The organism is Pseudomonas sp. GM80 (assembly GCF_000282515.1).
In the GTDB taxonomy this organism is placed as follows: domain Bacteria; phylum Pseudomonadota; class Gammaproteobacteria; order Pseudomonadales; family Pseudomonadaceae; genus Aquipseudomonas.
Genome location: NZ_AKJD01000150.1, coordinates 21534 through 43650, shown reverse-complemented (window position 1 = coordinate 43650; position 22117 = coordinate 21534). Strand labels below are relative to the sequence as shown.

Here is a 22117-nt window from a genome sequence, read left to right as displayed (position 1 = left end):
TGAGCCGCCCATTTATGGACCGTCCCACTGAAAACAGGCTTCCCGCCCTATTTGAGCGGTCAGCATGAGCTTTTCAGGTAAACCCACCACTCTTGTGGAACTGGCGATCGAGAACGACGGCTTCTGGCCGAAGCTCGATGTGGCTGAGTTCCAGAAGGGTTATCGCCTGCCGGCGGAATACCTGGTGGAACTGCTGACTGCTGAGTTGACCACGGCGATGACCGAGGTCAACAGCGACCTGGCCAAGTGCAAGGCCCGTTGGCAGAGCGCAGGTGTCATTACCTTGGAATCTGCTGACCCTACGGTGCTGCGCGAGTCCACTTTTCACGTAGCGACGTACAAGCGCGCGGTGTATTGCAGGGCGAAAGCCAGTCTGTTGCCTCAATTCGTGTCGATCATCCGCCGCGACAGCGCCGAGAACCTGGGCAAAGAGTTGCCTGATCGCCCGGAGACCTTCCTGGCATTCAGCCAGCAAGCGGTGCGCTCGCTGCAGGGCCGTGGCCGCATGACGGCGGCGCTGCTATGAACAAGCTTCGCGCCCTGACCACCTACCTGATCAGCCTCAATCTGGTGCTGCCGGAGCAGATCGACAGCTGGGCCGAGCAGGTCAACCTCGATCTGATCTGGAAACCGGGCACCCAAGGCCTGCACATGGGCGATATGCGTTACCGCGCCGTATTCCAGATCGAGCGATTCGCCGGCAACCCGGCATTGCTGATGGCGCTGCTCGGCGGCTGGTTGGAATCCAACGATCCCGACCGCGACGACGACCTGCCGGCGCCGATCTTTGCTGTCGACCAGATCACCCCCGACGAAGCCGACTTGGAACTGACGCTGGAGTTCGTGGAGGCCCAGCACCTGGCCGAGGATCCTGACGGACTGGTCGATGCGTTTGGCAAAAAGTGGGGGCTGGTGCCGTTTGATCTTTGGACGGCCGAGCGCGGCGAGGTGCGAAACCGTGGCGAGTAGCGCTCTCGACCTCGACCTGCAAGGGCAGTTGAGCGTGGACGCGCAATTGGCCTTGTTGAGTCTTGCGCCGCAGTTGCGCCGGCGACTGCTGAACAACGTCAGCAAGCGAGTCCGGACCATAAGCCGCAAGCGGATCCGCGAACAGCAGAACCTGGACGGCTCACCGTTCGATGCTCGCAAAGGCGACAGCAAGGGCAAAAAGAAGATGGAGGCCGGCCTGGGCAAGTTGCTTCAGGTCACCAACCTGACCCCCGACAGCGCGACCTTGGGCTGGCGTAACGGCTTGACCAGTTGGGTCGCCGCCCAACAACACCACGGTGCGTCAGAGCGCCGAACCGCCGCGCAGATGCGCCAGTGGAACCGTGTGCCGGAAGGTTTGGCAGCAACCGACAAGCAGGCCAAGCGCTTACGGAATCTGGGTTTCAAAGTGCGCCAGGCCGGCAAAAAAACCGCGAAGCGTCCCGCCGTAGCCTGGATTCAGCAGCACGTGAGTTATGCCAAGGCCGGGCTTCTGATCCGCATTTTGTCAGGCGAAAAAGCTGACGGCGCCGGCAAGCAGAGCTGGGAAATCATCCTGCCCAAGCGCCAGTTCCTGGGCGTCAGCACCGGACAGGAAACCAGTCAGCTGGTTAACCAGGTGTTTGAACAAATTCTTAACTCATCCCGCTAACGAGGCACTGCATGGCACTTGGCAAAGTCAGCGTAAACAATCTCAACCTCGGCCAAGGCGCCGTGACCGAGATCGAGCGCTATTTCCTATTCATCGGGCCCGGCGCAAAAAGCGTCGGTAGCCTGATTCCTTTGAACACCGACAGCGATCTGGACTTGATGCTGGGCGCTCCGTCGAGCGATCTGAAAACCCAGATCACCGCAGCACGCCAGAACGGCGGTGACCGTTGGGCTTGCCTGGCGGCGCCGATCGCGGCAGACGGCGAATGGGCCGATGCCCTCGAATTGGCCCAGCAGAAAGGCTTCTCCGTTGAAGCGGTGGTAATCACCCAGCCGGTGACAGCCGGTGCAGAGCTTTCGGCCATGCATGACGCTGCCGTGGCACTGAACAACAAATACGGCCGTCGTGTGTTCGTCATGGCCTGCAGTGCAGGCATCACCGGGCAACAGACCTGGTCGGACTATCTGCTCGAGCAGAAGGCAATTACAGAAGGCCTGGCAGCGCCGCGTGTCCTGGTCGCGCCGCAACTGCACGGTAACGACCAAGGCGTACTGGCGGGTCGACTGGCAGACGCCGCTGTCAGCATTGCGGACAGCCCGATGCGCGTTGCTTCCGGTGCATTGCTCGGTTTGGGCCCGGTTCCGGTCGACAAAGACGGAGTTCCGCTGCCGTCCTCGATCCGCGCCGAGCTGGATAGCGCTCGTTTCTCCGTGTCGCAGACCTATCCCGACTATCCGGGTGTTTTCTGGGGGGACGGCAACATGCTCGACGCGCCGGCGAGCGACTACCTGGTGGTCGAGTACCTGCGTCTTGCCGATAAGGCCGCTCGCCAGATTCGCCCGCTGTTGATCCGTCGCGTCGGTGATCGCCGCCTGAACAATTCGCCCAACAGCATGGCCGCCGCCATCAGCGCGTTCATGAAGCCACTGCGCCAGATGGCCAAGTCCACCACGTTCGCGGGTCAGGTGTTCCCGGGTGAAATCGAGTCCCCCAAGGACGGCGATATCGTCCTGACCTGGACCAGCAAAACCAAGGTCGAGATCTACATCAAGATCCGCCCGCTCAACTGCCCTAAAGATCTGACGGCGAACATCGCCCTGGATCTTTCCAATGACGATTCGGAGTAACCCCTATGTCCCGTATTGGCGGTAAAAACTTCGACATCAACCTGGGCGACCTGCAGATTCATGTCGAAAGCTGCAGCTTGGACATCACCGACAACACCGCCGTAGCGCAATCCCGTGGCGTGCCCAACGGCACCGTCGACGGCGATGTTTCTGCTAGTGGCGAGTTCGAGTTCGACACCAGCAACTTCAATCTACTGATCGAGGCAGCGCGTTCTGCCGGCAGCTTCCGCCAGTTGGAGCCCTTCGACTCGGTCTTCTTCGCCAAAGCCGGCGATGAGGAACTGCGCATTGAGGCCTTCGGCTGCAAGTTGAAGGTATCCAGCCTGCTCAGCGTCGATCCAAAAGGCGGCGAGAAATCGAAGCACAAGGTGCCTTTCGACGTTTCCAGTCCGGACTTCATCCGTGTGAACGGCGTGCCGTACCTGGCTGCGGCCGAGATCGAGGGCCTGCGCTGATGGTCTGCCCGTTCGATCGTGCCCAGGCGCTGGAGCAACGTCAGCGTGACCAGGCGATTGCCGCCCAGCTCGCCCAAGCGCGGCCGAGCGGGCCCAGCCTGACCCACTGTGAAGATTGCGATAACCCGATCCCGGAAAAACGCCAGGCGCTGGGCGGCATCACCCGCTGCGTGCCGTGCCAAACCGTTGTTGAACAAGGACAGCGCCGATGAACGCTCGCGCCACGCCCAAAGCCAGTCTGGAAAGCCGTTTCGCTGTGCTCGAGCACCGTGTCACCGATCTGGAAGATCGTCATGAAACCGTGCCGACGCGCGTCACGCGATTGGAAGGCGAGTTTGAACACATGGCCGTCCAGCTTTCGGATCTGAATGACGGCCAGCGCGAGCTCACAGCCACGGTGTCCGACATCGGCACCAAGGTGACCCGCATGCTCGCAGTGTTGACCGTGCTGGGCGTCGTGGCGCAGATGGTTGGGCCGGCCTTGCTGCGGGTGCTGTTCCCATGAGCCTGCGTAACAAGATCGCCACCGGTGCGATCGTACTGGCCAGCGCTCCGCTGCTCGCGTTCCTGGGCAACTGGGAAGGCGAAGGCCAGAACGTCGTTTACCGCGATCAGTTGGCCCGTGGCCTACCCACGGTGTGCAAGGGCATCACCCGTTACACCAGTCCGTATCCGCTGATCGTCGGTGACTACTGGTCGCCGGCGCGCTGCGCCGAGGTGGAGCAGCTGGTGGTCGAGAAGGGCCAGTTGGCACTTGCCGACTGCCTGACCAATCCCGCGATCGGGCAGAACACATTCGACGCGCTGAGCAGCCACGGCCACAACTTCGGCGTGCCAAGCACCTGCGCCAGTCGGGCCGTCGGCCTGATCAACGCCGGCCGGATTGCCGAGGGCTGCAAGGCGCTTGCGTGGGGGCCTGATGGCAAGACACCGGTCTGGTCATCCGTCACCGATGCCCAGGGCCGAAAGAAGTTTGTGCCAGGGCTGCACGCTCGCCGGCGCGCCGAAGCGGCCATGTGCGCGGAGGGCCTCTGATGCTGCGCGAGATCCTGTTTCCGCTGCTGCTGTGCCTCGCGGCCTTCGTTGGATTCGACATCCTGCAAGGCCAACTCGACACCGCACGCGACGAACGTGATGCCGCCCAGTACGAAGCCAACGGCCTGCGTGAAGCCGCCCGGATCAGCGGCGAAATGCTCGCCGCCCGCGATGAGATCGATCGAGCCCGCACCCAGGAACTGAACCATGCACGCACTGAAATCGACACTTTGCGCCTTGATGTTGCCGATGGCCGTCAGCGGTTGCGCGTCAAAGCCACCTGCAGCGCTACTACGCCAGACGCCACCGGCGCCGGCGGCTTGGCTGATGCAGACACCGCCGAACTCGCAACAGACGCTCGACCGGATTATTTCACCCTCAGAGACCAGCTTGCCCTCAGCCGGCAAATGATCCTGGGGCTGCAGGACTACGTGCGCCAGGTATGCCTGCGCTGACCCGAATCACCCTTCAATCAACCACCACAACGGACACGAACATGAGCCAGATCCAATCCCGCGACATCACCCTGGAAGTCGGCAGCAAGGAATTCACTTTCACCCTGACCCCTCAGGACGTCACCAAGTACTTCAACGCCATGACCGCCACCAACAAGGTCGCGCCGTCCTTCAACTTGCTGAGCGGCACCGTATTGCCGGCCCAGAAAGGGGAGCTGCGCGAAATCATGGTTAACCCGGTGATGACCATGCAGATCGTCGGTGCGCTGCTCGAGGAGTACGCGCCTGACGTCGAGATCATCGTAAAAAAGCCCTCGAATACGCCGAGCGCCTGACCGAGGACGGTCTGGGCCAGTTGATGGCCCTGACCATGCGCTGGCTACCCGGTGCCGAGCCCAGCATTGAAAACATGGGCACGGCCAAGTGGCTGGATGACGAACACTGGAAACGCACGGAGTTTGCCGTGGCTAACGGCATCGCTCACGCATTGAATGGATAACCCCGCATGGCAGACCGTAGTGCCCGCCTCGATTTCATCCTGGCCCTGACCGACAAGGTCACTGCACCTCTGGGCAAGGTGAAAATGGGCTTTTCCGAGCTGACCGAGCAAAGCGAAAAGAACATCAAGACGATGGGCATGGGCTTGGCGGGTGTTACCGGTGCGTTCGTTGGTATCAACGAATCGTTGCAGCCGGCGCTGGAGATGAACCGCGCCCTGGGCGAAGTCAAATCCCTGGGCGTGGCAGAAGACGCGCTGACGGCGTTGAATCAGAAGGCCCTTGAGTTCTCGATGAACTACGGCGAGAACGCACGGGATTTTGTCGCCTCGGCGTACAGCATCGAGGGCGCCATCAAGGGCCTGACCGGCAGTCAGTTGGCCACCTTCACCAACACCAGCAACCTGCTGGCCAAGGCCACCAAATCCGACGCTGAAACCATGGGCTCCTACGTGGGCACCATGTACAACTTGTTCAAGGGCCAGGCCGACGCGATGGGCAAGGGCGAGTGGGTCGAGAAGCTGGGCGGCCAGACTGCTCTCGCGGTGCAGCTGTTCCGCACTGACGGGGCCCAGCTTAAAGACGCCTTCAAGGAGGTGGGAGCGATTGCTACGGCCAGCGGCGTGGATATTGCCGAGCAGTTCGCGGTGATCGGTTCGCTGTCCAGCACCATGGAGGGCGGCGACGCCGGCGGGCGCTACAAGGCTTTCTTTGAAAACCTCGGCGCGGCGTCCGAGAAGATGGGCATGAAGTTCACCGACGACCAGGGCAAGGCCCTGCCGATGTTGGACATCATGTCCAAGCTGGAAGGCAAGTTGGGCGATCTGACCACCGCGTCTGCCAGCGCAAAACTGGTGGAGGCGTTCGGTGGTGAAGGCGCCCAGGTGATCGGTGCCTTGTCCAAGGACAGCGATCGTTTGCGTAACAGCCTGGACAAACTGGGTAAGGTGCGCGGGCTCGAAGACGCCAAGAACATGGCTGATGCGATGGTCGATCCTTGGCAGCAGTTCACTGCCGCTGTTGAAGCGCTGCGCATCGTGTTCGGCCAGGTGCTGCTGCCGATACTCACGCCACTGATGGCCAAACTCAGCGGCATTGCCAGCACCATGGCTCGCTGGGCGCAGATCTTTCCCAACATCGCTCGCGTGATCGGCATCGTCACGCTGACCATTCTGGCGATCATTGCCGCAATGTCTTTGCTGACCTTGGCCGTCGGTATCAGCCGCATGGCCTGGCTCGCGATGGTGACCGTTTGGAAAGTCGTGCAACTGCTCAACCTGCGGGCGATTGCGGGCTTTCTGCTGCAGGCGACGGTGATCGCCTTGTTGGTCGCGGGCCTGGTGGTGATGTACACGACGATGGGCGTTATTCGAGCCGGCATGATGCTGTGGCAAGCCGCGATCTGGCTGGTCAACGCCGCGATGTTGGCCAACCCGGTGTTGTTGATCGTCGCGGGGATTGTGGCGTTGATCGCCGTGATCACCTTGGCAGTCGTGTACTGGGACGAATGGACGTCCGCGCTGATGAACAGTGAGGCCTTCAAGTGGGTCAGCGATCAGTTGTCGGCCCTGTCTGACTGGTTCACGTCCATGGGCGGCTGGAGTGGCATGGCCAAGGCCGCTTGGGACGGCATCGTCGCGATCTTTCACACCTCGATCAACAACCTGATCGAGATGCTCAACAAGATCCCAGGCGTGAACATCGAGACCAAATTCGGCGCCATGCCTGAGGTGCCCGGCACTGACATCGGCGTGAACAACGCGGACAGCGCTGCCGCCGCGCAGAAGGCTCAAAACACCATCAATGCAGCCATCCCGAGTTTGTCACCTGTGCGGCCGAGTGCGGTGCCGCAGGGCGGACTGCTGACCAGCATTCAGAACAACAACAGCAGCCAGAACAAGGGCACGCACGTGGAAACCCTGACCATCAACACCGCCAAACCGATGACCCCACTGGAGCTGGAAAACATGATGAGCATGTCGGTGCCGGGATGAGCGAATACATCGATCTGCTGATTCAGAACAACGACCTGGTGCTGGATCTTTCCCGCCAGCCGCTGCTCGTCGATGACCGGGCCAGCATCGCCCAGGACACCGCTCACATGATCCGCGACAGCGGCCTGCTCGTGACGCTGGTCGCAGAGCGCGATCGGCTTAAACAACGCGACTGCATCCAGCAGATGGAACTGCTGGTGGAGGCAGACGAACGCCTGGTACCGGGCACCGCGTTGATCACGCAGCTGCAGCCGGGTCAGTACCTGGTTACGGCGACCACCCTGAAATTCGGCAAGATCGAGGTAACGTTGTGAGCGACGTAGATTTCAAACAGGCCCTTGCGGACGCCGGCATCCCAACCACCGACGCGGGTCTGCGCCAGGCATGGGAAGCTGAGGTGAGTGCCCAGGGCAGCAAGCTGAGCAACACCAGCGCGTACTCACCGTTCTGGCGGGTTGTCACCGCGCTGGTGACCAAGCCCGTACTGTGGATCCTCGACTTTTTCGTCGCCACGGTGCTGCCGAACTTCTTTGTTAAAACGGCCGTGGATAGCTGGCTCGACATGTTGGCCTGGGCAGTCAACGTCGAGCGCAAGGGCGCAACCAAAGCACAGGGCGTTTTGCTGTTCACTCGAACGGCTCCAGGCGGGGCAATGGAGGTGCCTGCCCGCACGGTCGTGCAGTCCGCCGCGATCAATGGACACATCTATCAACTGGTGACAACGGCGCCGGGATTGTTCACGGACGGCCTGATGCAGCTGCAGATCCCCGTTGAGGCGATCGAGACCGGCTCAGGGTTCAACCTCGCGCCTGGTTATTACGCGATTCTGCCGGAACCGCTGCCAGGCATTGCCCAAGTGGTGAATGCTGACGGCTGGTTGACCACGCCAGGCGCAGATCCGGAGCCGAATGAGGATCTGCGCTTGCGTACCCGTAACCAGTTCTCAGCGGTCAACCAGTGGCACACCGACGCGGTGTATCGAGCCATGATTTCCGCATTCCCTGGTGTGAGCCCGGACGGTGTGTATTTCGAGCATGGCGCACCACGCGGCCCAGGCAGTGCCAACGCGTACGTGTTGTTTGAGGCCGATGTGCCGGCGGCCACGTACCTAGAGCAAATCAACGCGCACATTCGAGACTCTGGCAATCATGGCCATGGCGACGATCTGCTGGTGATGGTGATGCCCGAAACCCAGCACGATGTGAGCGTCCAGATCTGGCCGCGTTCTTACCTGACAGCGGAGCAGCTGCAGGCGCTGGAGGAGGGTGTAACCCAGTTCATCCGTGCCGCGTTTCGCGAGAGTTCGACCAGCGACTATCAGCCGACGCGAACCCATCCGCAGTCGCGCTTTTCGTTCAGTCGCCTGGGCGAAGAACTCCATCTGCAGTTCGCTGGCATTGAGTCGTTGGACTTCGCCAACGCGGATATCGTCTCCGAGTTGAACATTCCCCGGATCCGCAGCCTGCAGGTACACCTGCATGATTAAGCTGAACCTCAAGTTCTGGCTGGCCGGTACCGAGCTGACCAAACTCAAAGATGCCGCCCAAAGCTGGTGGGAAAAGGTTGAGGGCTGGTTGCGCTGGCCGTTGATGCAGATGGACGCCGACACCTGCCATTTGATCGTGCTCGATCTCCTGGCCTGGCAGCGCGACATCACCCGCTTCAAGGGCGAGCCCGAGGCGCTCTACCGGCTGCGCGTGAAATTCGCCTTCATCAACGCGGTCGACGCCGGCAGCACGGCCGGCATGAAACGCATTCTAGTACGACTGGGCGTGGGTTATGTCGAGATCGAGGAGCGCATGCCCGACCGGGATTGGGATGTTGTGCTGCTGCGTTTCTCCGACACCCAACTGTCCCAAAACCCCGAGCTGTTGCGCGTATTGATCCAGCAATACGGCCGCACCTGCCGCCGTTATGACTTCGTGACCATCACGTCGGTGCCAATGGGCATTGTGCTGGTCGACTTCAACGACGACCAGCAAACGCTGGTTGCCAGCCTCTAGGAGCCCCGTCAATGGGAGCCAGTATTACCCTCGCCGGCGAGAGCCTTATTGCGCAAAAACTTGCAGCCCTGCAGGGGCTGGAAGTGCGTCGGTTCATCTTTGCCAAAGTCCCAGGACTTGACCCGAACAGTCCGGTCAATCGCTCGTCGCCGAAACCCGCTGCGGCTCAGATTGTGTATGTGCACGAAATTCCGGGGGATCACGCCGGCTATGTGAACCCCAACCAGGTGGTGTACAGCGCACAAATCGGTTCAGACGTGGGTGATTGGGATTTCAACTGGATTGGTCTGGAGTCGGCTGAGGGCGTTCTGTTCGCGGTGGCCTACGTGCCGCTGCAGCAGAAGCGCCGGAACATCCCGCCGCTGCAGATCGGCAACAACCTGACTCGCAACTTCCTGGTGGCCTTTGATGGTGCCCAGGCAATCACTGGCATCACCATTGATGCCAAGACCTGGCAACACGACTTCACCGTGCGCCTGGCCGGCATCGATGAGCGAGAGCGGATGAGCAACCGCGAAGTATTTGGCCGTGCATGTTTTTTCGGTACGTCGCTGCAGTTGGAAAAAGTGGGGGCGACCTATCAACTCAAACCCGGCACCGGCTATCTGGAAGGCATCCGGATTGAGCGTTCCTCGGTGTTGGCCGTGGTGCCGTCGGCGTTTCCAACCACGGCGTGGCTGGATGTGTGCCTGCAACGCGAGCTCAATGATGTCGTGGCCAGCTGGAAAGTGGTGTTTGGCGCGGACAAGGCCGATTACACCGACAGCGCTGGAGCGCGCCATTACTGCGTGGCGATCGCGGATCTGCCGAATTCAAACACCGTGACTGATCGCCGGCCGGCGGAGCCGATCGGCGGACCACTGGTGAAGCACTTCGCGATTCGCAATGTGGTCACCAGTTTGGCAGCGGACACGACGTTGACCGGACTCAACCGAGGGCTGGTACTGATCGATGCGGCCGCATCCAATCGCACGGTGACGTTGCCGGTCGCTGATGCCGCCCTGGGCGTCATGGACATTCTTGTTCGGCGTGTAGATAACGCCGGCAACCGTCTGGTGATTGCTGCCCAGGGCACCGACAAGATCAAGTTTCACACCCACCTCAACGCGGCCGGGTATTCGTTCCTCGTGCTCATGGGGGCGGGTGATTTTTGGCACCTGCGCAGTGACGGCGCCGGCAGTTGGTGGCCCATCGCGCGGCACGACAACACGCCGCTCGGTCGACCGGTTTTCGAAACCACGATGCTGTTCAATCCGGGAGGCTACGGGCCGCTTAACGGTCGAGAGCTGGTCCGTGCCGAATGGCCCTGGCTGTGGGATCACGCACAACAATCGGGAATGTTGACCACCGAGGCGGCGCGCATCGGCAAGGAAGGCGGCTGGACGAGCGGCACCGGTGCGTTGACCTTCCGTGGTCCAGAGGGGCGCGGTGAGTTTCTTCGTGTGCTGGATGAAAGCCGGGCAGTGGATCTCAACCGCGTGGCCGGCAGCTCTCAAGGGTCAGCACTGCAGCATCACCAACACTACTTGCCTACATCGGCCGGCGCCGACGGCGGTACCGCCCTGATCCTTGACACCGCCTGGGCATTCGCCCTGCCGAACAAATGGGCGAACGACACCATTCCCGCGCAGACGTTTTTTGACGGTTATCCAAGCGGCACATTTGCCACGGAAACCCGTCCACGCAACATCGCCTATCCCGGCCGAATCAAACTGATCTGAGGTCACCATGTTTAGCTATTTGATCGACAGCGCCGGTGCCTTGCAGGGGCCGGTAGAGTTTCCAGTTATTCCAGGTCTTGGCGATTCGCTGCCGAGCAACGCGATCCAGTTGGCCAAGCCGCTTTCGGCACCACCGACAGGCTTTGCCTGGGCGTTGGTGGGAAGCAAGCCGAAGCAGATCATTGATCGGCGCGGTTCGGTATTCAGCACCGTCGATGGATCCGAGCAGCAACATCTCGATCTGGGAGAGCTGCCTGCAGGACTGACAACTACACCGCGACCGTCGCCGGCGCACCATTGGCAGAGCGGCGAGTGGGTGGCCGATATCGGGCGTGTGTATGAAGTGAAAGTGTCCGAAGTGAACAAGGCCTGCGCTGTAGCGATCACCAAAGGCTTCTGGTCGTCGGCCTTGGGTGAGCCTCATCAATACACCAGTGAGTTCAGCGATCAACTGAACCTCACCGGCATGATCCTGCGCGGGATCGATGGCCCGTATGTAAGCCGGGACGAGCAGGGCATGCGAGACTTTCGCCTGCACACCGTGGCCCAACTGCGTCAGGTCGGCGACGATCTCACGGGCTACAAGCTCAAGATGCTGCAGCAAGCCAACCGCTTGAAGCAGCAGCTGGATGAGGCTCTGGCGGCGGGCGATCTCGCATCGCTTCAAGCGATGACCTGGGTAGATCCTCAATGACGACTTGGGCGCCTGTGACCATGCAATGGCCGGAGCAGGCCACGCACTGGATGGGCGAGCTATCGGCTGCCAAAGATCTTGCCGGTGGTGAGCTGGCCAGTACCGCGCAACGATTGGCGGGACTGGACGGGATGACCAGCACCAACCCTGGGCCGGTCGGTGCTGCCGCTGAAAGCGCGATCGCTGCCGGTCGCGCCGCGCTTGCCGGACAAATGGGCGAAGTCCCGGCCTGTTTGACGGTTACGCCGTTTCAAAGCGGTGTCGGCCAGGGACGCGGTCAGCAACGCTTTCTATCGGCGCCGAACTTGCTGCAGCAGCTGGCCAGCAAACTGGTCGACGCCGGTGATACCGGGCGCCCAACCGGGCCCCAATTTGCGCTGTCGCTGATGTTTCTGGGCACGCGCTATGACCAGTTCGCCGAAACCCTGGCGCGCTTCAATGCGCTGCTGCCGATCCCCGACCTGGTGCGCACCGAGCGCCGGGCTCGCAACCTGTCGCGCCTCGAGACGGAAAAGTGGGTGATTCCCAGCGCCGGGCCGTTGCCGCGTTGGCAGACCTTGCCCCTCGAGCGCTGCACCTTGGTGAAAGCCGCCAAACAATCCATGTCCGGCCAGCTTGCCTTTCTGGAGAGCTACGCGGCCGACAGCTCGCCGATGGGTGAACTGGCGGCATTGGCCACCCGCAAGGCTGCCCAGCAGCTGGGCCGCGATCAGCAGTTGAATGATCTGAAAGCGCTGCTGGCCGGCGGAAACGCAGACACCAGCATGCGCGCAAGGATCGTTGGCCCCGGCGACAGCAGCGAGTTACGCCGGCTTCTGCTCGAGGGCGAAGCACCAGGTCATGAGTGGGTGTTGTCTGCTGGGGTGCTGCTGGTCGGTTCTCAGCAGGGTTTGAGCTTTGTTCGGGAGCTGGTCGGCCTATGACGCTACTTCTCGACGGCGAGCAGATCCTGGGCAAGAAGATGAAGGTCACCGGCAACCTGCGGATCGAGGCCGCTGATATGTCTGGGCAGACCAGCAACACTCAGACCGCGCACAAAGGTTTCAAGCCAAAAACCTTGGCGGTATCGCTGATGATCCCCTTCGTCGACCAGGTGCAGCTGCGCACGATCATGCGGCTGGCTGAAGCCACCGCCGGCGGTGGTCAATTGAAGATGTACCGGATCGTCAACGACACAGCCGCCGCGTTCGGCATTCGTGAGGTGCAGTTTTCCGAAGGTATCAGTGCGCGGGAGGACGACACCCTGGCGGCGTGGCTGGTGCAGTTCACGCTGTCGGAAAAGGAATCGAACCCCGAGAAGGTCGAACAGCGGCGAGCGGCCAATGGCGTCAGCTCGCAGTCAGCACCTGGTCAAGCAGTGGGTAGCTCTGGCGGTGCTGCCGGCGCCGGCGGCGAAGCCGGAAACGGCCAAGAGTTGAGCGGTTTCGAGAAAACCCTGAAAAAACTGGACGACTACCTGGCGCCGAAAACATGAAGTTGCATAAGGTTTTGACGATCGCCGGCCGCGTGTATCCGCTGATCACAGATGAAGTCCGCCTGGACATCAAAAGTCCCGGGCGTGCGACATTTGCAGTGCAAGCCAGCGAGGCTCTGAAGGGGCTGGTGACGCTCGATATTGGCTACAACGACAGCGCGCTGCAGCGTCACTTTATCGGGTACGTCGAGCGATCGACTGCCGCCAACAGCACTCAGCAGCTGGTCGCCTGCCGTGAGTTGTCCTCAATCCTGGCCAATCCGTTGCCGCTGAACCTGCGGCACGTCGATCTGCAGGCAGTGCTGGCCGAGATCAGCAACAAGACCGGGCTCGGCTTCCGGATCCCTGACAAGGCTTACACCAAAGTCAAAGCACCGTTTTTCTACAGCTTGGCGTCGGGATATTTGGCCATGGACAGCTTGCCCGGCGTGTTCGGCATCCCCGACTTTATCTGGCAGCAGCAGGGCGACGGTGAAGTGTTTGTGGGCAGTTGGGCTGACAGTTTTTTCGGTGTCCGTCCTGCCCTGCAATTGCCTGTTGAACTGTTCGACGGCTACCAGGGCAATCAGAGCGCCATGATCGCGCCCCTTCCAGGGCTTCGACCAGGTGCAACCATCAACAAGGGCGAGCGGATCACCAGTGTGACCCTTGCCGGCAATCAAATGGCGATCAAATGGACGACGCAATCAAGCGCAGCGTAGCGCGCCAATTCCCTGAACTGAGCGGTGGTTATCACCTTCCGCGCTTTGGCCGCGTGGTCGCGGTACCGGACGCGCCTGCAGCGCCCAGTTTGTGCGATGACTTCCGACCGCGCTTCAGCGTCGACGTCGAGGTGCTACGCGAGGACGGCGAACCGGATCCGGATCTGCCGATTCTGACCGGCCTGCCGCTGCCGGCGCCGATGGGCGGGCAAGAAGCCGGCATGTTTGGCTTTCCGGAGGAGGGCACTACTGTGGTGGTCAGCTTTGCCTACGGCAAGCCTCACAAACCCTTCATCACGCAGATTCTGCCTCACGGGTTGAGCTTGCCCCGCGTGCCAAAGGGCGACCAGGTGTGGCAGCACAGTGAAGCCTGCCAGCAGCGTGTCGACGCAGACGGCAACTGGCTGCGCCAGACCGATGGCAAGATCCAGGACAAGGCGATCGAGCGCGAGGTTGAAGCCTTGGGCAACACCGAGACGTTCCAGAATCACACCAGGACGGTGGACGACCATTCGACCGAGTCAGTGGGTGGCATCAAGAAGATCGAGGCGTTGGGCGCGCTCAAGCTGCTGTCGGGAGGATCCGCGAGCCTGGCGGCGGTGGACGATCTGCACCAGGCTACTGGGCGGGATCTGAACTTGGTGGTGGGGCAGAAGCACAACGCCACCGTGGGTGGCGACATGGAAGAAAGGATTCAAGGCCTGCGCAAAAGCGTGGCCAGTGTCAGTCAGCAGATGCAAGCGCCGAAAAATTGGGTCGGGTCTGAAACGGTCAATTTATTCAAGGTTGTGTGCGACATGCTCGATCTGCTGCACCAGATGAACACGCAACTGGCTGCGCATACCCACGTGCCAGGCCCAACGCCGGCGCCGGCAGATGCAGCGGCATTTCAGGCGAAAGCGACAACGGCCCTACAGTTAAGTATGAAACTTAAACCAATTACGCTTTGAGAATTTTCGCAAACGTTCTATGTTTTAGGCCATTCACTGGTCTCGATAAATGCCTGAATAAAAGCGTCGCCTATAGCCTGAAGTGCATCAGTTGCATCAACTACTTCGTGCTTCAAAGCATCGTGCCACATCCACAATATCGATATTGTCATTAGAGACTCATCATTTGGAAATGCTCTGATTAACGCTTCTGTTGCATAGATCATAGATAGGCTAGTGCACTGTATCGGCTCTATAAGTCCTTCGTTTGACGGCCCTGTCAACAGAAGATCTTTGTTAGACATTGACGTCCCCAGCTTGTAGCCAATACTGTCTATGCCGGCGTGTACATACTGGTTGGCGAAGCTGAAGTGATTCCTTAACAAATCCAGTTTCACAAATTTTTCAATCGCTGGAAAAGTTAAGTTATCTTTTGATGTATCACCTAGCGCTTTTCGTGCCCATCCAAATTTTTTTCCGAAGGGCGCGTCGTACTGTTTTAATATTTCATCCTTTTTCGCCCTGAACTCCTCCAGCTGTTCAGCCGGGATTGGTTCAAAATTCAGCAGGTTTTTATCGTTGTACTTCATTGCCCCGTCAAAGCGGATGATGCTTTGATAGTCAAGGAATCTGATCGATAGGTCTTCATCGCCTTCGCAAATAAATTTGGTGGTTGTCGACGTCTCGTGAAGCGTTCTCCACCTCGCGAAGGCGCCATCCGCAAAACCACCATGCAATAAGTGGGAGATTTCGTTACCGATTTGAACGCAACGTGCCTGTAACCTTGTTGCGACATTGAATTTTTTATTCTTGGTGAGTGGCAAGTAGGTTTCGTCTTTTCTAAGGTCACTGACGATTTCCATACATATATAAATAAGACTATCCAGTCTTTTCAGTGGCGTCCCCCAAGTGTCAAATAGCCGCTTTCTGAATTCCTCAAGAAGCTCATAGTGCTCAAGCAGTAGTTCATCTTTTCCGGAGTCTAGAGACTCGAACAGATCGCGAGAAAAAAAATGGGTTAACTCATCTGAGTGTTGCTCATAAAACTTTGTGATGTTTTCAATCTCATCTGCATTTAAATTCAACCCATCCACTAGCTTGCGGAATAATCCTGTATTCGAGTCTTCTTTGCTTGCATCAGCGCTCACTGCGTCGCTCCTTCTCATAACAGAAGTGTGAGCGTAGAAGGGGCGAGTCAGCTTCGCAACCGACCGGGTTGTCAGGTGGATTTTACAACCCATAGCTGATCAAGTTTCGTGGTGAAGCTTTGACTCATCATCTCCCTCCGCATCCCCCAATCAGGCGTCGCTGGCACCCCTCCGGTGCGAAGTGTTCCCCGGCCCCATCGTTGATTGATCTCATCTAGCACACTCATTACTTTTTCAGCCGCTTGCGGTTGCGACTGGGCGAAAAGGTCGTCTGTGAATTCCCCAGGCTGCCGCAGATCCATCAACAGCACTTCAGCCTTGCTGTATTTGAAGCCAGGCCGGAATAGGCGGTGAATCGCCTCGGTCGCCGCCTTGGTCAATACCCTCACGTCATTCGTCGGGTAGGGTAGTTCAACCAGCGCACCGTTGGCGTACTTGGCTTCCTCCGGACTGAACATGCCGGTGCGGATGCTGACGCGCAGTTTCTTGCACAGCGAGTTCTGCGCCCGCAGCTTTTCCGCCGCACGCTGCACGTAGGTGGCGACCGCTTCTTTGATCGGCTCTATGGTCGTCAGACGCTTGCCGAACATGCGACTGCTGCAGATCTCCTGCTTGGCCGGTTCGGCCTCGGTAAGCTCGAGGCACGACGTTCCAGTGAGCTCGCGCGCGGTCTTCTCGATCACCACGCTGAATTTCTGCCGGAGCGTCCATGGGTCGGCTTTCGCTAGATCCATCGCTGATTTGATTTGCATGGTTTCGAGATGCGCTTTCATGCGACGGCCGACGCCCCACACTTCGCCTACGTCTGTGTTTCGCAGCACCCAGTCGCGTTTGACCGGGTCGCAGATATCCACGACGCCGCCCGTCTCCGCCTGCAAGCGTTTCGCTGTGTGATTGGCGAGTTTGGCCAAGGTTTTTGTGGGAGCAATGCCTACACCTACCGGAATGCCCGTCCCTTTGTAGACGGCGGCGCGGATCGTTCGCCCAAATGCGGTCAGGTCGCCGGGTATGCCGGTCAGGTCAGCGAAGGCCTCGTCGATGCTGTACACCTCGACGGTGGGCACCATGGATTCGATGATACTCATGACCCGTTCGCTCATGTCGCCGTACAGTGCATAGTTGCTGCTGAACACCTGCACACCGTGCTTGCGCAGCACGTCTTTGATCTGAAAGTACGGGGCGCCCATTTTCACGAAAGGTTTGGCGTCGTAGCTGCGCGCGATGACGCAACCGTCGTTGTTGCTCAGAACGACGATTGGCGTCTTGGCAAGGTCAGGCCGGAACACGCGCTCGCAGCTGGCATAGAAGCTGTTGCAGTCAATCAGGGCAAAGACCGGCTCACGACTTGGCATGGTCGCGCACGCTGTAAGTCACCACGCCCCAGATCAACAGCTCGTCGCCCTCCATCACATAGCGCGGCGGATACTTAGTATTCGCAGACATCAGGATGATGGTGTTATCGCGTATGTGCAGGCGCTTGCAGATCGGCTCGGCATTGAGGCCAGCGATCACGATATCGCCGTGCTCGGCGGTCAGGCTGCGATTGACCACCACCATGTCCCCGCAAAAAATGCCGGCACCTTCCATGCTGTCGCCCTCGATCTTTGCCAAATAAACGTGCGGGGCTCGGATCTCGAACAGCTCGTCCAGGGAGATGTGCTTTTCGATGTGATCGGCCGCCGGCGATGGGAACCCGGCCGGAATTTGGAAAGAATAGAACGGAAGCTTTGCGCCTCCCTCTGACAGCGGACCAAGGATGGTGACACTCATGATGCAAACCCAATAAGAAATTGCTGTATGTGCATACAGTAAACGCGGCGGACAAGTCGCGGTCAATCTTGTGCGTAAGACATTTCGACGGGTGACACAATTTCGCTCAATCAATTGGTGTTGCGCGTCATTACAAAAAAATGCCTCGGCAAAAAAAAATCAATAAAAAAGCACTTATCCCCCTCCCGCCGACGGGCTTTGCGTCCTTTTTTTGTGTAAATCGGAATGTAGTGCAAATGATCCTGCAGCCCAGGCGGGCCGTGGGGCTTTGCAGCAAGGCGGGCGTTTCACAATTTGCAAAGTTTTGAAGAGAAATGCAGTGCGCTTGCACAGAGGTGCAGGGAGCGCCAGCGGGGGGAGGGTCGCTGAAGTGCCCGGTTCGATTGGTCGAAGACTTTGAAAACTCGGGTTTCAGCAGGTTTTAACGGCGGGTGTAGGTCTTTTACGTCTGAAAACTGGCTGACTTCTCGGGATGCAGAATTTCGCTGTAGCCCTCACGGATCAAGGGTTGCGGGCTATTTGATGCGTTTCAAAGTCTCACACGCAGCGCGGGAGTTCAGGAGCGGGCAACTGCCAGGCCTGGTCGATCACCAAAAACACTTTCTTGGGTAGTCCCTTCCAGACGTGTAAGTGGTGTTGGGTGTGTTAGAAAACGGCTCAACACCCCGGATTCATTGGGGATCGCTGCTTACAGTGTGAGTGTAGGAAACTGTATGGGGAATTTTGACTGCGCTGCAAGCCTTGTAAATCAAGGGCTTGGGAGAATTTCAACTTACAGGTGCCGACTGTTAGGTAAAAACAGCCTTCCGACAGTTCACTTACAGTAATAGAGAAACCTCTATCCCTCTATCTATAAGGGATACAGAGAATCTACATCTCTCACTTACACTTCTTACGTGCTTTTGAGCATAGGGCAGGGAAAAAAATTTCCGTCGCGTAGGGTGTGTGCCGCACGCAGATTCACGCGCTGCACATTTGAGAGTTACGGCCTATGCGCAGCCACCCATTCAGAGTCTTGCAGTGGCCCTAGTGCGCTGGGCATGCGGTACTCTGCTGAGCGACCTTCCTCGCCCCGCCTGCGATCGCTAAATTCCGTCGACGTGCTCTTTCGCCCGCTTCCTCAATGCCTTTGAAGAGATCCAACCCGATCGCGGGTTGCTTTTCAGTCACTCTCCGCATGAGAGGAAGTGATGCAATGCGGTTCATCTCTTTTAGCTCTTCGAGCGTGTAATGCGCCTTCAGAACGTTCGTAGCGATACTGACCAGTTGAGCAGCAGGGATGCCCATATCGATCATGCAATCCGCCTCTTCGGCGGAGACCTTGTACTCACGTCGATAGCGTTCAACTCTCGCTTTCTCGAATGCCTCCAGGGTCGCTCGGAAACCTGTTGACTCTATGTAGTACTGAGCCTGGACGTTGATATCGTCGCTGGCCACCGGATAATTTGCCGTGGACGGGGAGATCTTGTCCCAGTTCGAAATAACGGCGGTGAAGATGACTCCGACCAGGCCAATGACGGCGATTACGATCTCGTTTCTTCTCGATCCAGCCATAGCCCCACTCCCGATATTTTCTTAGAGTTGAATCGTCCGCCCTGGCTCTCTCACACGGTGAGAAGTGGCGGCCACTACGCCACATTTACGCCAGACGAAAAAAAAGGCCTTGATAATCAAGGCCTTTCTTCATTGTGCTGGTGCCCCGAGGGAGACTCGAACTCCCACTCCTTTCGAAAACGGATTTTGAATCCGCCGCGTCTACCAATTCCGCCATCAGGGCTCAATGGCGGCGAAGTATAGAGATGAGATTACCGTTGGTCAATCACGTTTCATGGTCTATTTTCGATATTTCCGCTAAACTTTCCGGCCCTGCTAGACGAACCCCATCATGCGTGTTGCTGACTTTACTTTCGAGCTCCCTGATTCGCTGATCGCCCGCCACCCTTTGGCCGAGCGTCGCGGTAGTCGCCTGCTGACCCTTGATGGGCCGAGCGGCGCCCTTGCACACCGTCAATTCACTGATTTGCTTGAGCATTTGCGCCCGGGCGATTTGATGGTGTTCAACAATACCCGGGTGATTCCGGCGCGGCTGTTCGGGCAGAAAGCGTCCGGCGGCAAGCTGGAAATCCTCGTCGAACGCGTGCTCGATTCGCACCGCGTGCTGGCCCATGTGCGCTCCAGCAAGTCGCCGAAGCCGGGTTCGAAGATCCTCATCGACGGTGGTGGCGAAGCTGAAATGATCGCGCGTCACGATGCGTTGTTCGAGCTGGCCTTCGCTGAAGAAGTGTTGCCGCTGCTCGACCGCGTCGGGCACATGCCGTTGCCTCCTTATATAGACCGCCCGGATGAAGGCTCGGATCGCGAGCGTTATCAGACCGTGTACGCCGAGCGTCTCGGCGCGGTGGCGGCGCCGACGGCGGGGCTGCATTTCGATCAGTCGCTGATGGAGGCGATTGCCGCCAAGGGCGTCGAGACCACGTTCGTCACGCTGCACGTGGGCGCGGGGACGTTCCAGCCGGTGCGCGTCGAGAAGCTTGAAGATCACCATATGCACACCGAGTGGCTGGAAGTCGGCCAGGACGTGGTCGACGCAGTCGCTGCGTGCCGTGCGCGCGGTGGTCGGGTGATTGCTGTCGGCACCACCAGCGTGCGTTCGCTGGAAAGTGCCGCGCGCGATGGCGTGCTCAAGCCGTTCAGTGGCGACACCGATATCTTTATCTTCCCGGGCCGGCCGTTCCATGTGGTCGATGCCCTGGTGACCAACTTTCATTTGCCGGAATCCACGCTGTTGATGCTGGTGTCGGCATTTGCCGGTTATCCCGAGACCATGGCCGCCTACAAGGCCGCCGTCGACAACGGGTACCGCTTTTTCAGCTACGGTGATGCGATGTTCATCACCCGTAATCCCGCCCCTACTGCCCCTAAAGAAACCGGCCCAGAGGAAACAGAATGAGTCGCGAATGTCGCATGTCCTTTGAGCTCCTTGCCACCGATGGCAAGGCCCGTCGTGGTCGTCTGACCTTCCCGCGTGGCACCGTCGAGACCCCGGCGTTCATGCCGGTGGGCACCTACGGCACGGTCAAGGGCATGTTGCCACGCGACATCGTCGCCACTGGCGCAGAAATCATTCTGGGCAACACCTTCCACCTGTGGCTGCGCCCTGGCACCCAAGTGATCAAGGAACACGGCGACCTGCACGATTTCATGCAGTGGAAAGGCCCGATCCTCACCGACTCCGGTGGCTTCCAGGTATTCAGCCTCGGCGCAATGCGCAAGATCAAGGAGGAGGGTGTGACCTTCGCTTCTCCGGTCGACGGCGCCAAAGTGTTCATGGGCCCGGAAGAATCGATGCAGGTACAGCGCGATCTCGGCTCCGACATCGTGATGATCTTCGACGAATGCACGCCGTACCCGGCTGACGAAGACGTCGCGCGGATCTCCATGGAATTGTCGCTGCGCTGGGCTCAACGTTCGAAAAATGCCCACGGTGAAAACACCGCAGCGCTGTTCGGTATCGTTCAGGGCGGCATGCACCAGGATCTGCGCATGCGCTCGCTCGAAGGCCTCGACAAAATCGGCTTCGATGGCCTGGCCATTGGTGGTCTGTCGGTCGGCGAGCCGAAGCACGAGATGATCAAAGTATTGGATTATCTGCCGGGCATGATGCCGGCTGACAAACCTCGTTACCTTATGGGCGTTGGCAAACCGGAAGATCTGGTTGAGGGTGTGCGCCGCGGTGTGGACATGTTCGATTGCGTGATGCCAACCCGTAATGCCCGCAATGGGCATCTGTTCATTGATACCGGCGTGCTGAAGATCCGTAACGCGTTCCATCGCCATGATGAATCGCCGCTGGATCCGACCTGCGATTGCTATACCTGCCAGAACTTCTCTCGCGCTTATCTGCATCACCTGGACAAGTGCGGCGAAATGCTGGGAAGCATGCTCAATACCATCCATAACTTGCGCCATTATCAGGTGCTGATGGCTGGTTTGCGCGAGGCTATTCAACAGGGTACATTGGCCGCCTTTGTCGATGCCTTCTACGCCAAACGCGGGCTCCCCGTTCCGCCTTTGGACTGAGTTTTCTGACCCCAAGATTCAACATTTGCAACTGGAGTGCTAAATGAGCTTTTTTATCTCTAACGCCATGGCTGACGCAGCTGCACCGGCTGCTGCAGGCCCAATGGGCGGCGGCTTCGAGTGGATTTTCCTGGTCGGCTTCCTGGTCATCTTCTACCTGATGATCTGGCGTCCACAGGCCAAGCGCGCCAAAGAGCAGAAGAACCTGCTGAGCAGCCTTGCGAAGGGCGACGAAGTTGTGACCACTGGCGGCATCGCCGGCAAGATCACCAAAGTTGCCGATGACTTCGTGGTTCTGGAAGTTTCCGACACCGTGGAAATGAAGTTCCAGAAAGGCGCCATCGCCGCCACGCTGCCAAAAGGCACGCTGAAAGCGATCTAAGAGCAACAACTTC

28 protein-coding genes and 1 tRNA gene are annotated in these 22117 nt (G+C 59.0%); 24 read left to right on the top strand and 5 right to left on the bottom strand.

Annotated features, from left to right (window positions below; genetic code table 11):
• Window positions 1-64 precede the first annotated feature (64 nt).
• Genes PMI37_RS21050 through PMI37_RS20950 form a run of 21 tightly spaced genes read left to right on the top strand, consistent with a single transcriptional unit; the run spans window position 65 to window position 14745 of the window.
• The gene (locus tag PMI37_RS21050; protein ID WP_008084722.1) at window positions 65-526 is read left to right on the top strand and encodes a head completion/stabilization protein; all 462 of its coding nucleotides are present in this window, start codon (window positions 65-67) and stop codon (window positions 524-526) included.
• A complete protein-coding gene (locus PMI37_RS21045) occupies window positions 523-969 on the top strand; it encodes a phage tail protein (RefSeq protein WP_008084721.1) in 447 nt (148 codons plus the stop codon). Before PMI37_RS21050 ends, PMI37_RS21045 begins: the two co-directional genes overlap by 4 nt.
• Window positions 959-1639, top strand: a complete 681-nt coding sequence (locus PMI37_RS21040) for a phage virion morphogenesis protein (protein ID WP_008084719.1) — start codon at window positions 959-961, stop codon at window positions 1637-1639. The genes PMI37_RS21045 and PMI37_RS21040 overlap by 11 nt, the downstream gene beginning before the upstream one ends.
• 11 nt (window positions 1640-1650) lie before the next feature.
• Window positions 1651-2766: a DUF2586 domain-containing protein gene (locus tag PMI37_RS21035; RefSeq protein ID WP_008084717.1), complete on the top strand. Its 1116-nt coding sequence runs from the start codon at window positions 1651-1653 to the stop codon at window positions 2764-2766.
• Between the two features lie 5 nt (window positions 2767-2771).
• On the top strand, window positions 2772-3221 hold the full coding sequence (locus PMI37_RS21030; RefSeq protein ID WP_008084716.1) for a phage protein: 450 nt from the start codon (window positions 2772-2774) through the stop codon (window positions 3219-3221).
• Window positions 3221-3433: a TraR/DksA C4-type zinc finger protein gene (locus PMI37_RS21025; protein WP_008084713.1), complete on the top strand. Its 213-nt coding sequence runs from the start codon at window positions 3221-3223 to the stop codon at window positions 3431-3433. The genes PMI37_RS21030 and PMI37_RS21025 overlap by 1 nt, the downstream gene beginning before the upstream one ends.
• Window positions 3430-3726 (top strand): hypothetical protein, encoded by a 297-nt coding sequence (locus PMI37_RS21020; protein ID WP_008084711.1) that lies wholly within the window; start codon window positions 3430-3432, stop codon window positions 3724-3726. Before PMI37_RS21025 ends, PMI37_RS21020 begins: the two co-directional genes overlap by 4 nt.
• Window positions 3723-4256 carry a lysozyme gene (locus PMI37_RS21015; RefSeq protein ID WP_008084709.1) on the top strand — a complete coding sequence of 178 codons (534 nt, stop codon included), beginning with the start codon at window positions 3723-3725 and terminating at the stop codon, window positions 4254-4256. Before PMI37_RS21020 ends, PMI37_RS21015 begins: the two co-directional genes overlap by 4 nt.
• The gene (locus PMI37_RS21010; RefSeq protein WP_008084707.1) at window positions 4256-4711 is read left to right on the top strand and encodes a lysis protein; all 456 of its coding nucleotides are present in this window, start codon (window positions 4256-4258) and stop codon (window positions 4709-4711) included. Before PMI37_RS21015 ends, PMI37_RS21010 begins: the two co-directional genes overlap by 1 nt.
• A gap of 41 nt (window positions 4712-4752) precedes the next feature.
• Window positions 4753-5046 (top strand): putative phage tail assembly chaperone, encoded by a 294-nt coding sequence (locus tag PMI37_RS21005; RefSeq protein WP_008084704.1) that lies wholly within the window; start codon window positions 4753-4755, stop codon window positions 5044-5046.
• Between the two features lie 23 nt (window positions 5047-5069).
• Window positions 5070-5210 carry a DUF6890 family protein gene (locus PMI37_RS32065; RefSeq protein ID WP_045123218.1) on the top strand — a complete coding sequence of 47 codons (141 nt, stop codon included), beginning with the start codon at window positions 5070-5072 and terminating at the stop codon, window positions 5208-5210.
• Window positions 5211-5216: 6 nt separating this feature from the next.
• The gene (locus PMI37_RS20995; protein WP_008084703.1) at window positions 5217-7202 is read left to right on the top strand and encodes a phage tail tape measure protein; all 1986 of its coding nucleotides are present in this window, start codon (window positions 5217-5219) and stop codon (window positions 7200-7202) included.
• Window positions 7199-7516 carry a DUF2590 family protein gene (locus tag PMI37_RS20990; protein ID WP_008084700.1) on the top strand — a complete coding sequence of 106 codons (318 nt, stop codon included), beginning with the start codon at window positions 7199-7201 and terminating at the stop codon, window positions 7514-7516. Before PMI37_RS20995 ends, PMI37_RS20990 begins: the two co-directional genes overlap by 4 nt.
• The gene (locus tag PMI37_RS20985) at window positions 7513-8688 is read left to right on the top strand and encodes a baseplate J/gp47 family protein (RefSeq protein WP_008084698.1); all 1176 of its coding nucleotides are present in this window, start codon (window positions 7513-7515) and stop codon (window positions 8686-8688) included. The genes PMI37_RS20990 and PMI37_RS20985 overlap by 4 nt, the downstream gene beginning before the upstream one ends.
• A complete protein-coding gene (locus tag PMI37_RS20980) occupies window positions 8681-9205 on the top strand; it encodes a phage tail protein (protein ID WP_008084697.1) in 525 nt (174 codons plus the stop codon). The genes PMI37_RS20985 and PMI37_RS20980 overlap by 8 nt, the downstream gene beginning before the upstream one ends.
• 11 nt (window positions 9206-9216) lie before the next feature.
• Window positions 9217-10926: a phage tail protein gene (locus PMI37_RS20975; protein WP_008084695.1), complete on the top strand. Its 1710-nt coding sequence runs from the start codon at window positions 9217-9219 to the stop codon at window positions 10924-10926.
• A 7-nt stretch (window positions 10927-10933) separates the two neighbouring features.
• Window positions 10934-11620, top strand: a complete 687-nt coding sequence (locus PMI37_RS20970; protein WP_008084692.1) for a DUF4376 domain-containing protein — start codon at window positions 10934-10936, stop codon at window positions 11618-11620.
• Entirely contained in the window at window positions 11617-12543 is a 927-nt protein-coding gene (locus PMI37_RS20965) for a hypothetical protein (RefSeq protein ID WP_008084690.1), read from the top strand. Before PMI37_RS20970 ends, PMI37_RS20965 begins: the two co-directional genes overlap by 4 nt.
• Entirely contained in the window at window positions 12540-13094 is a 555-nt protein-coding gene (locus tag PMI37_RS20960; protein ID WP_008084688.1) for a baseplate complex protein, read from the top strand. Before PMI37_RS20965 ends, PMI37_RS20960 begins: the two co-directional genes overlap by 4 nt.
• The gene (locus tag PMI37_RS20955) at window positions 13091-13795 is read left to right on the top strand and encodes a hypothetical protein (protein ID WP_008084686.1); all 705 of its coding nucleotides are present in this window, start codon (window positions 13091-13093) and stop codon (window positions 13793-13795) included. The genes PMI37_RS20960 and PMI37_RS20955 overlap by 4 nt, the downstream gene beginning before the upstream one ends.
• The gene (locus PMI37_RS20950; RefSeq protein ID WP_008084684.1) at window positions 13768-14745 is read left to right on the top strand and encodes a phage baseplate assembly protein V; all 978 of its coding nucleotides are present in this window, start codon (window positions 13768-13770) and stop codon (window positions 14743-14745) included. The genes PMI37_RS20955 and PMI37_RS20950 overlap by 28 nt, the downstream gene beginning before the upstream one ends.
• A gap of 17 nt (window positions 14746-14762) precedes the next feature.
• Here the strand turns inward: PMI37_RS20950 and PMI37_RS20945 are convergent, their stop codons facing one another.
• From PMI37_RS20945 to PMI37_RS20925, 5 genes are all read right to left on the bottom strand, one after another.
• Window positions 14763-15872 (bottom strand): DUF5677 domain-containing protein, encoded by a 1110-nt coding sequence (locus PMI37_RS20945; RefSeq protein WP_008084683.1) that lies wholly within the window; start codon window positions 15870-15872, stop codon window positions 14763-14765.
• 71 nt (window positions 15873-15943) lie between these two features.
• Window positions 15944-17224, bottom strand: a complete 1281-nt coding sequence (locus PMI37_RS20940) for a Y-family DNA polymerase (RefSeq protein WP_008084681.1) — start codon at window positions 17222-17224, stop codon at window positions 15944-15946.
• A complete protein-coding gene (locus PMI37_RS20935; protein WP_008084679.1) occupies window positions 17211-17642 on the bottom strand; it encodes a LexA family protein in 432 nt (143 codons plus the stop codon). The genes PMI37_RS20940 and PMI37_RS20935 overlap by 14 nt, the downstream gene beginning before the upstream one ends.
• A gap of 1026 nt (window positions 17643-18668) precedes the next feature.
• Window positions 18669-19196 carry a DUF2059 domain-containing protein gene (locus PMI37_RS20930; protein WP_008084678.1) on the bottom strand — a complete coding sequence of 176 codons (528 nt, stop codon included), beginning with the start codon at window positions 19194-19196 and terminating at the stop codon, window positions 18669-18671.
• A gap of 138 nt (window positions 19197-19334) precedes the next feature.
• Window positions 19335-19419, bottom strand: a tRNA-Leu gene (locus tag PMI37_RS20925).
• A gap of 108 nt (window positions 19420-19527) precedes the next feature.
• Between PMI37_RS20925 and queA the strand changes: the two genes are divergently transcribed.
• The 3 genes from queA to yajC are packed head-to-tail and all read left to right on the top strand — an operon-like array spanning window position 19528 to window position 22104.
• Entirely contained in the window at window positions 19528-20592 is a 1065-nt protein-coding gene (gene queA, locus PMI37_RS20920) for a tRNA preQ1(34) S-adenosylmethionine ribosyltransferase-isomerase QueA (protein ID WP_008084675.1), read from the top strand.
• Between the two features lie 14 nt (window positions 20593-20606).
• Entirely contained in the window at window positions 20607-21722 is a 1116-nt protein-coding gene (gene tgt / locus PMI37_RS20915; RefSeq protein ID WP_162130783.1) for a tRNA guanosine(34) transglycosylase Tgt, read from the top strand.
• Between the two features lie 43 nt (window positions 21723-21765).
• Window positions 21766-22104, top strand: a complete 339-nt coding sequence (gene yajC, locus PMI37_RS20910; RefSeq protein ID WP_003227923.1) for a preprotein translocase subunit YajC — start codon at window positions 21766-21768, stop codon at window positions 22102-22104.
• Window positions 22105-22117: the final 13 nt, after the last annotated feature.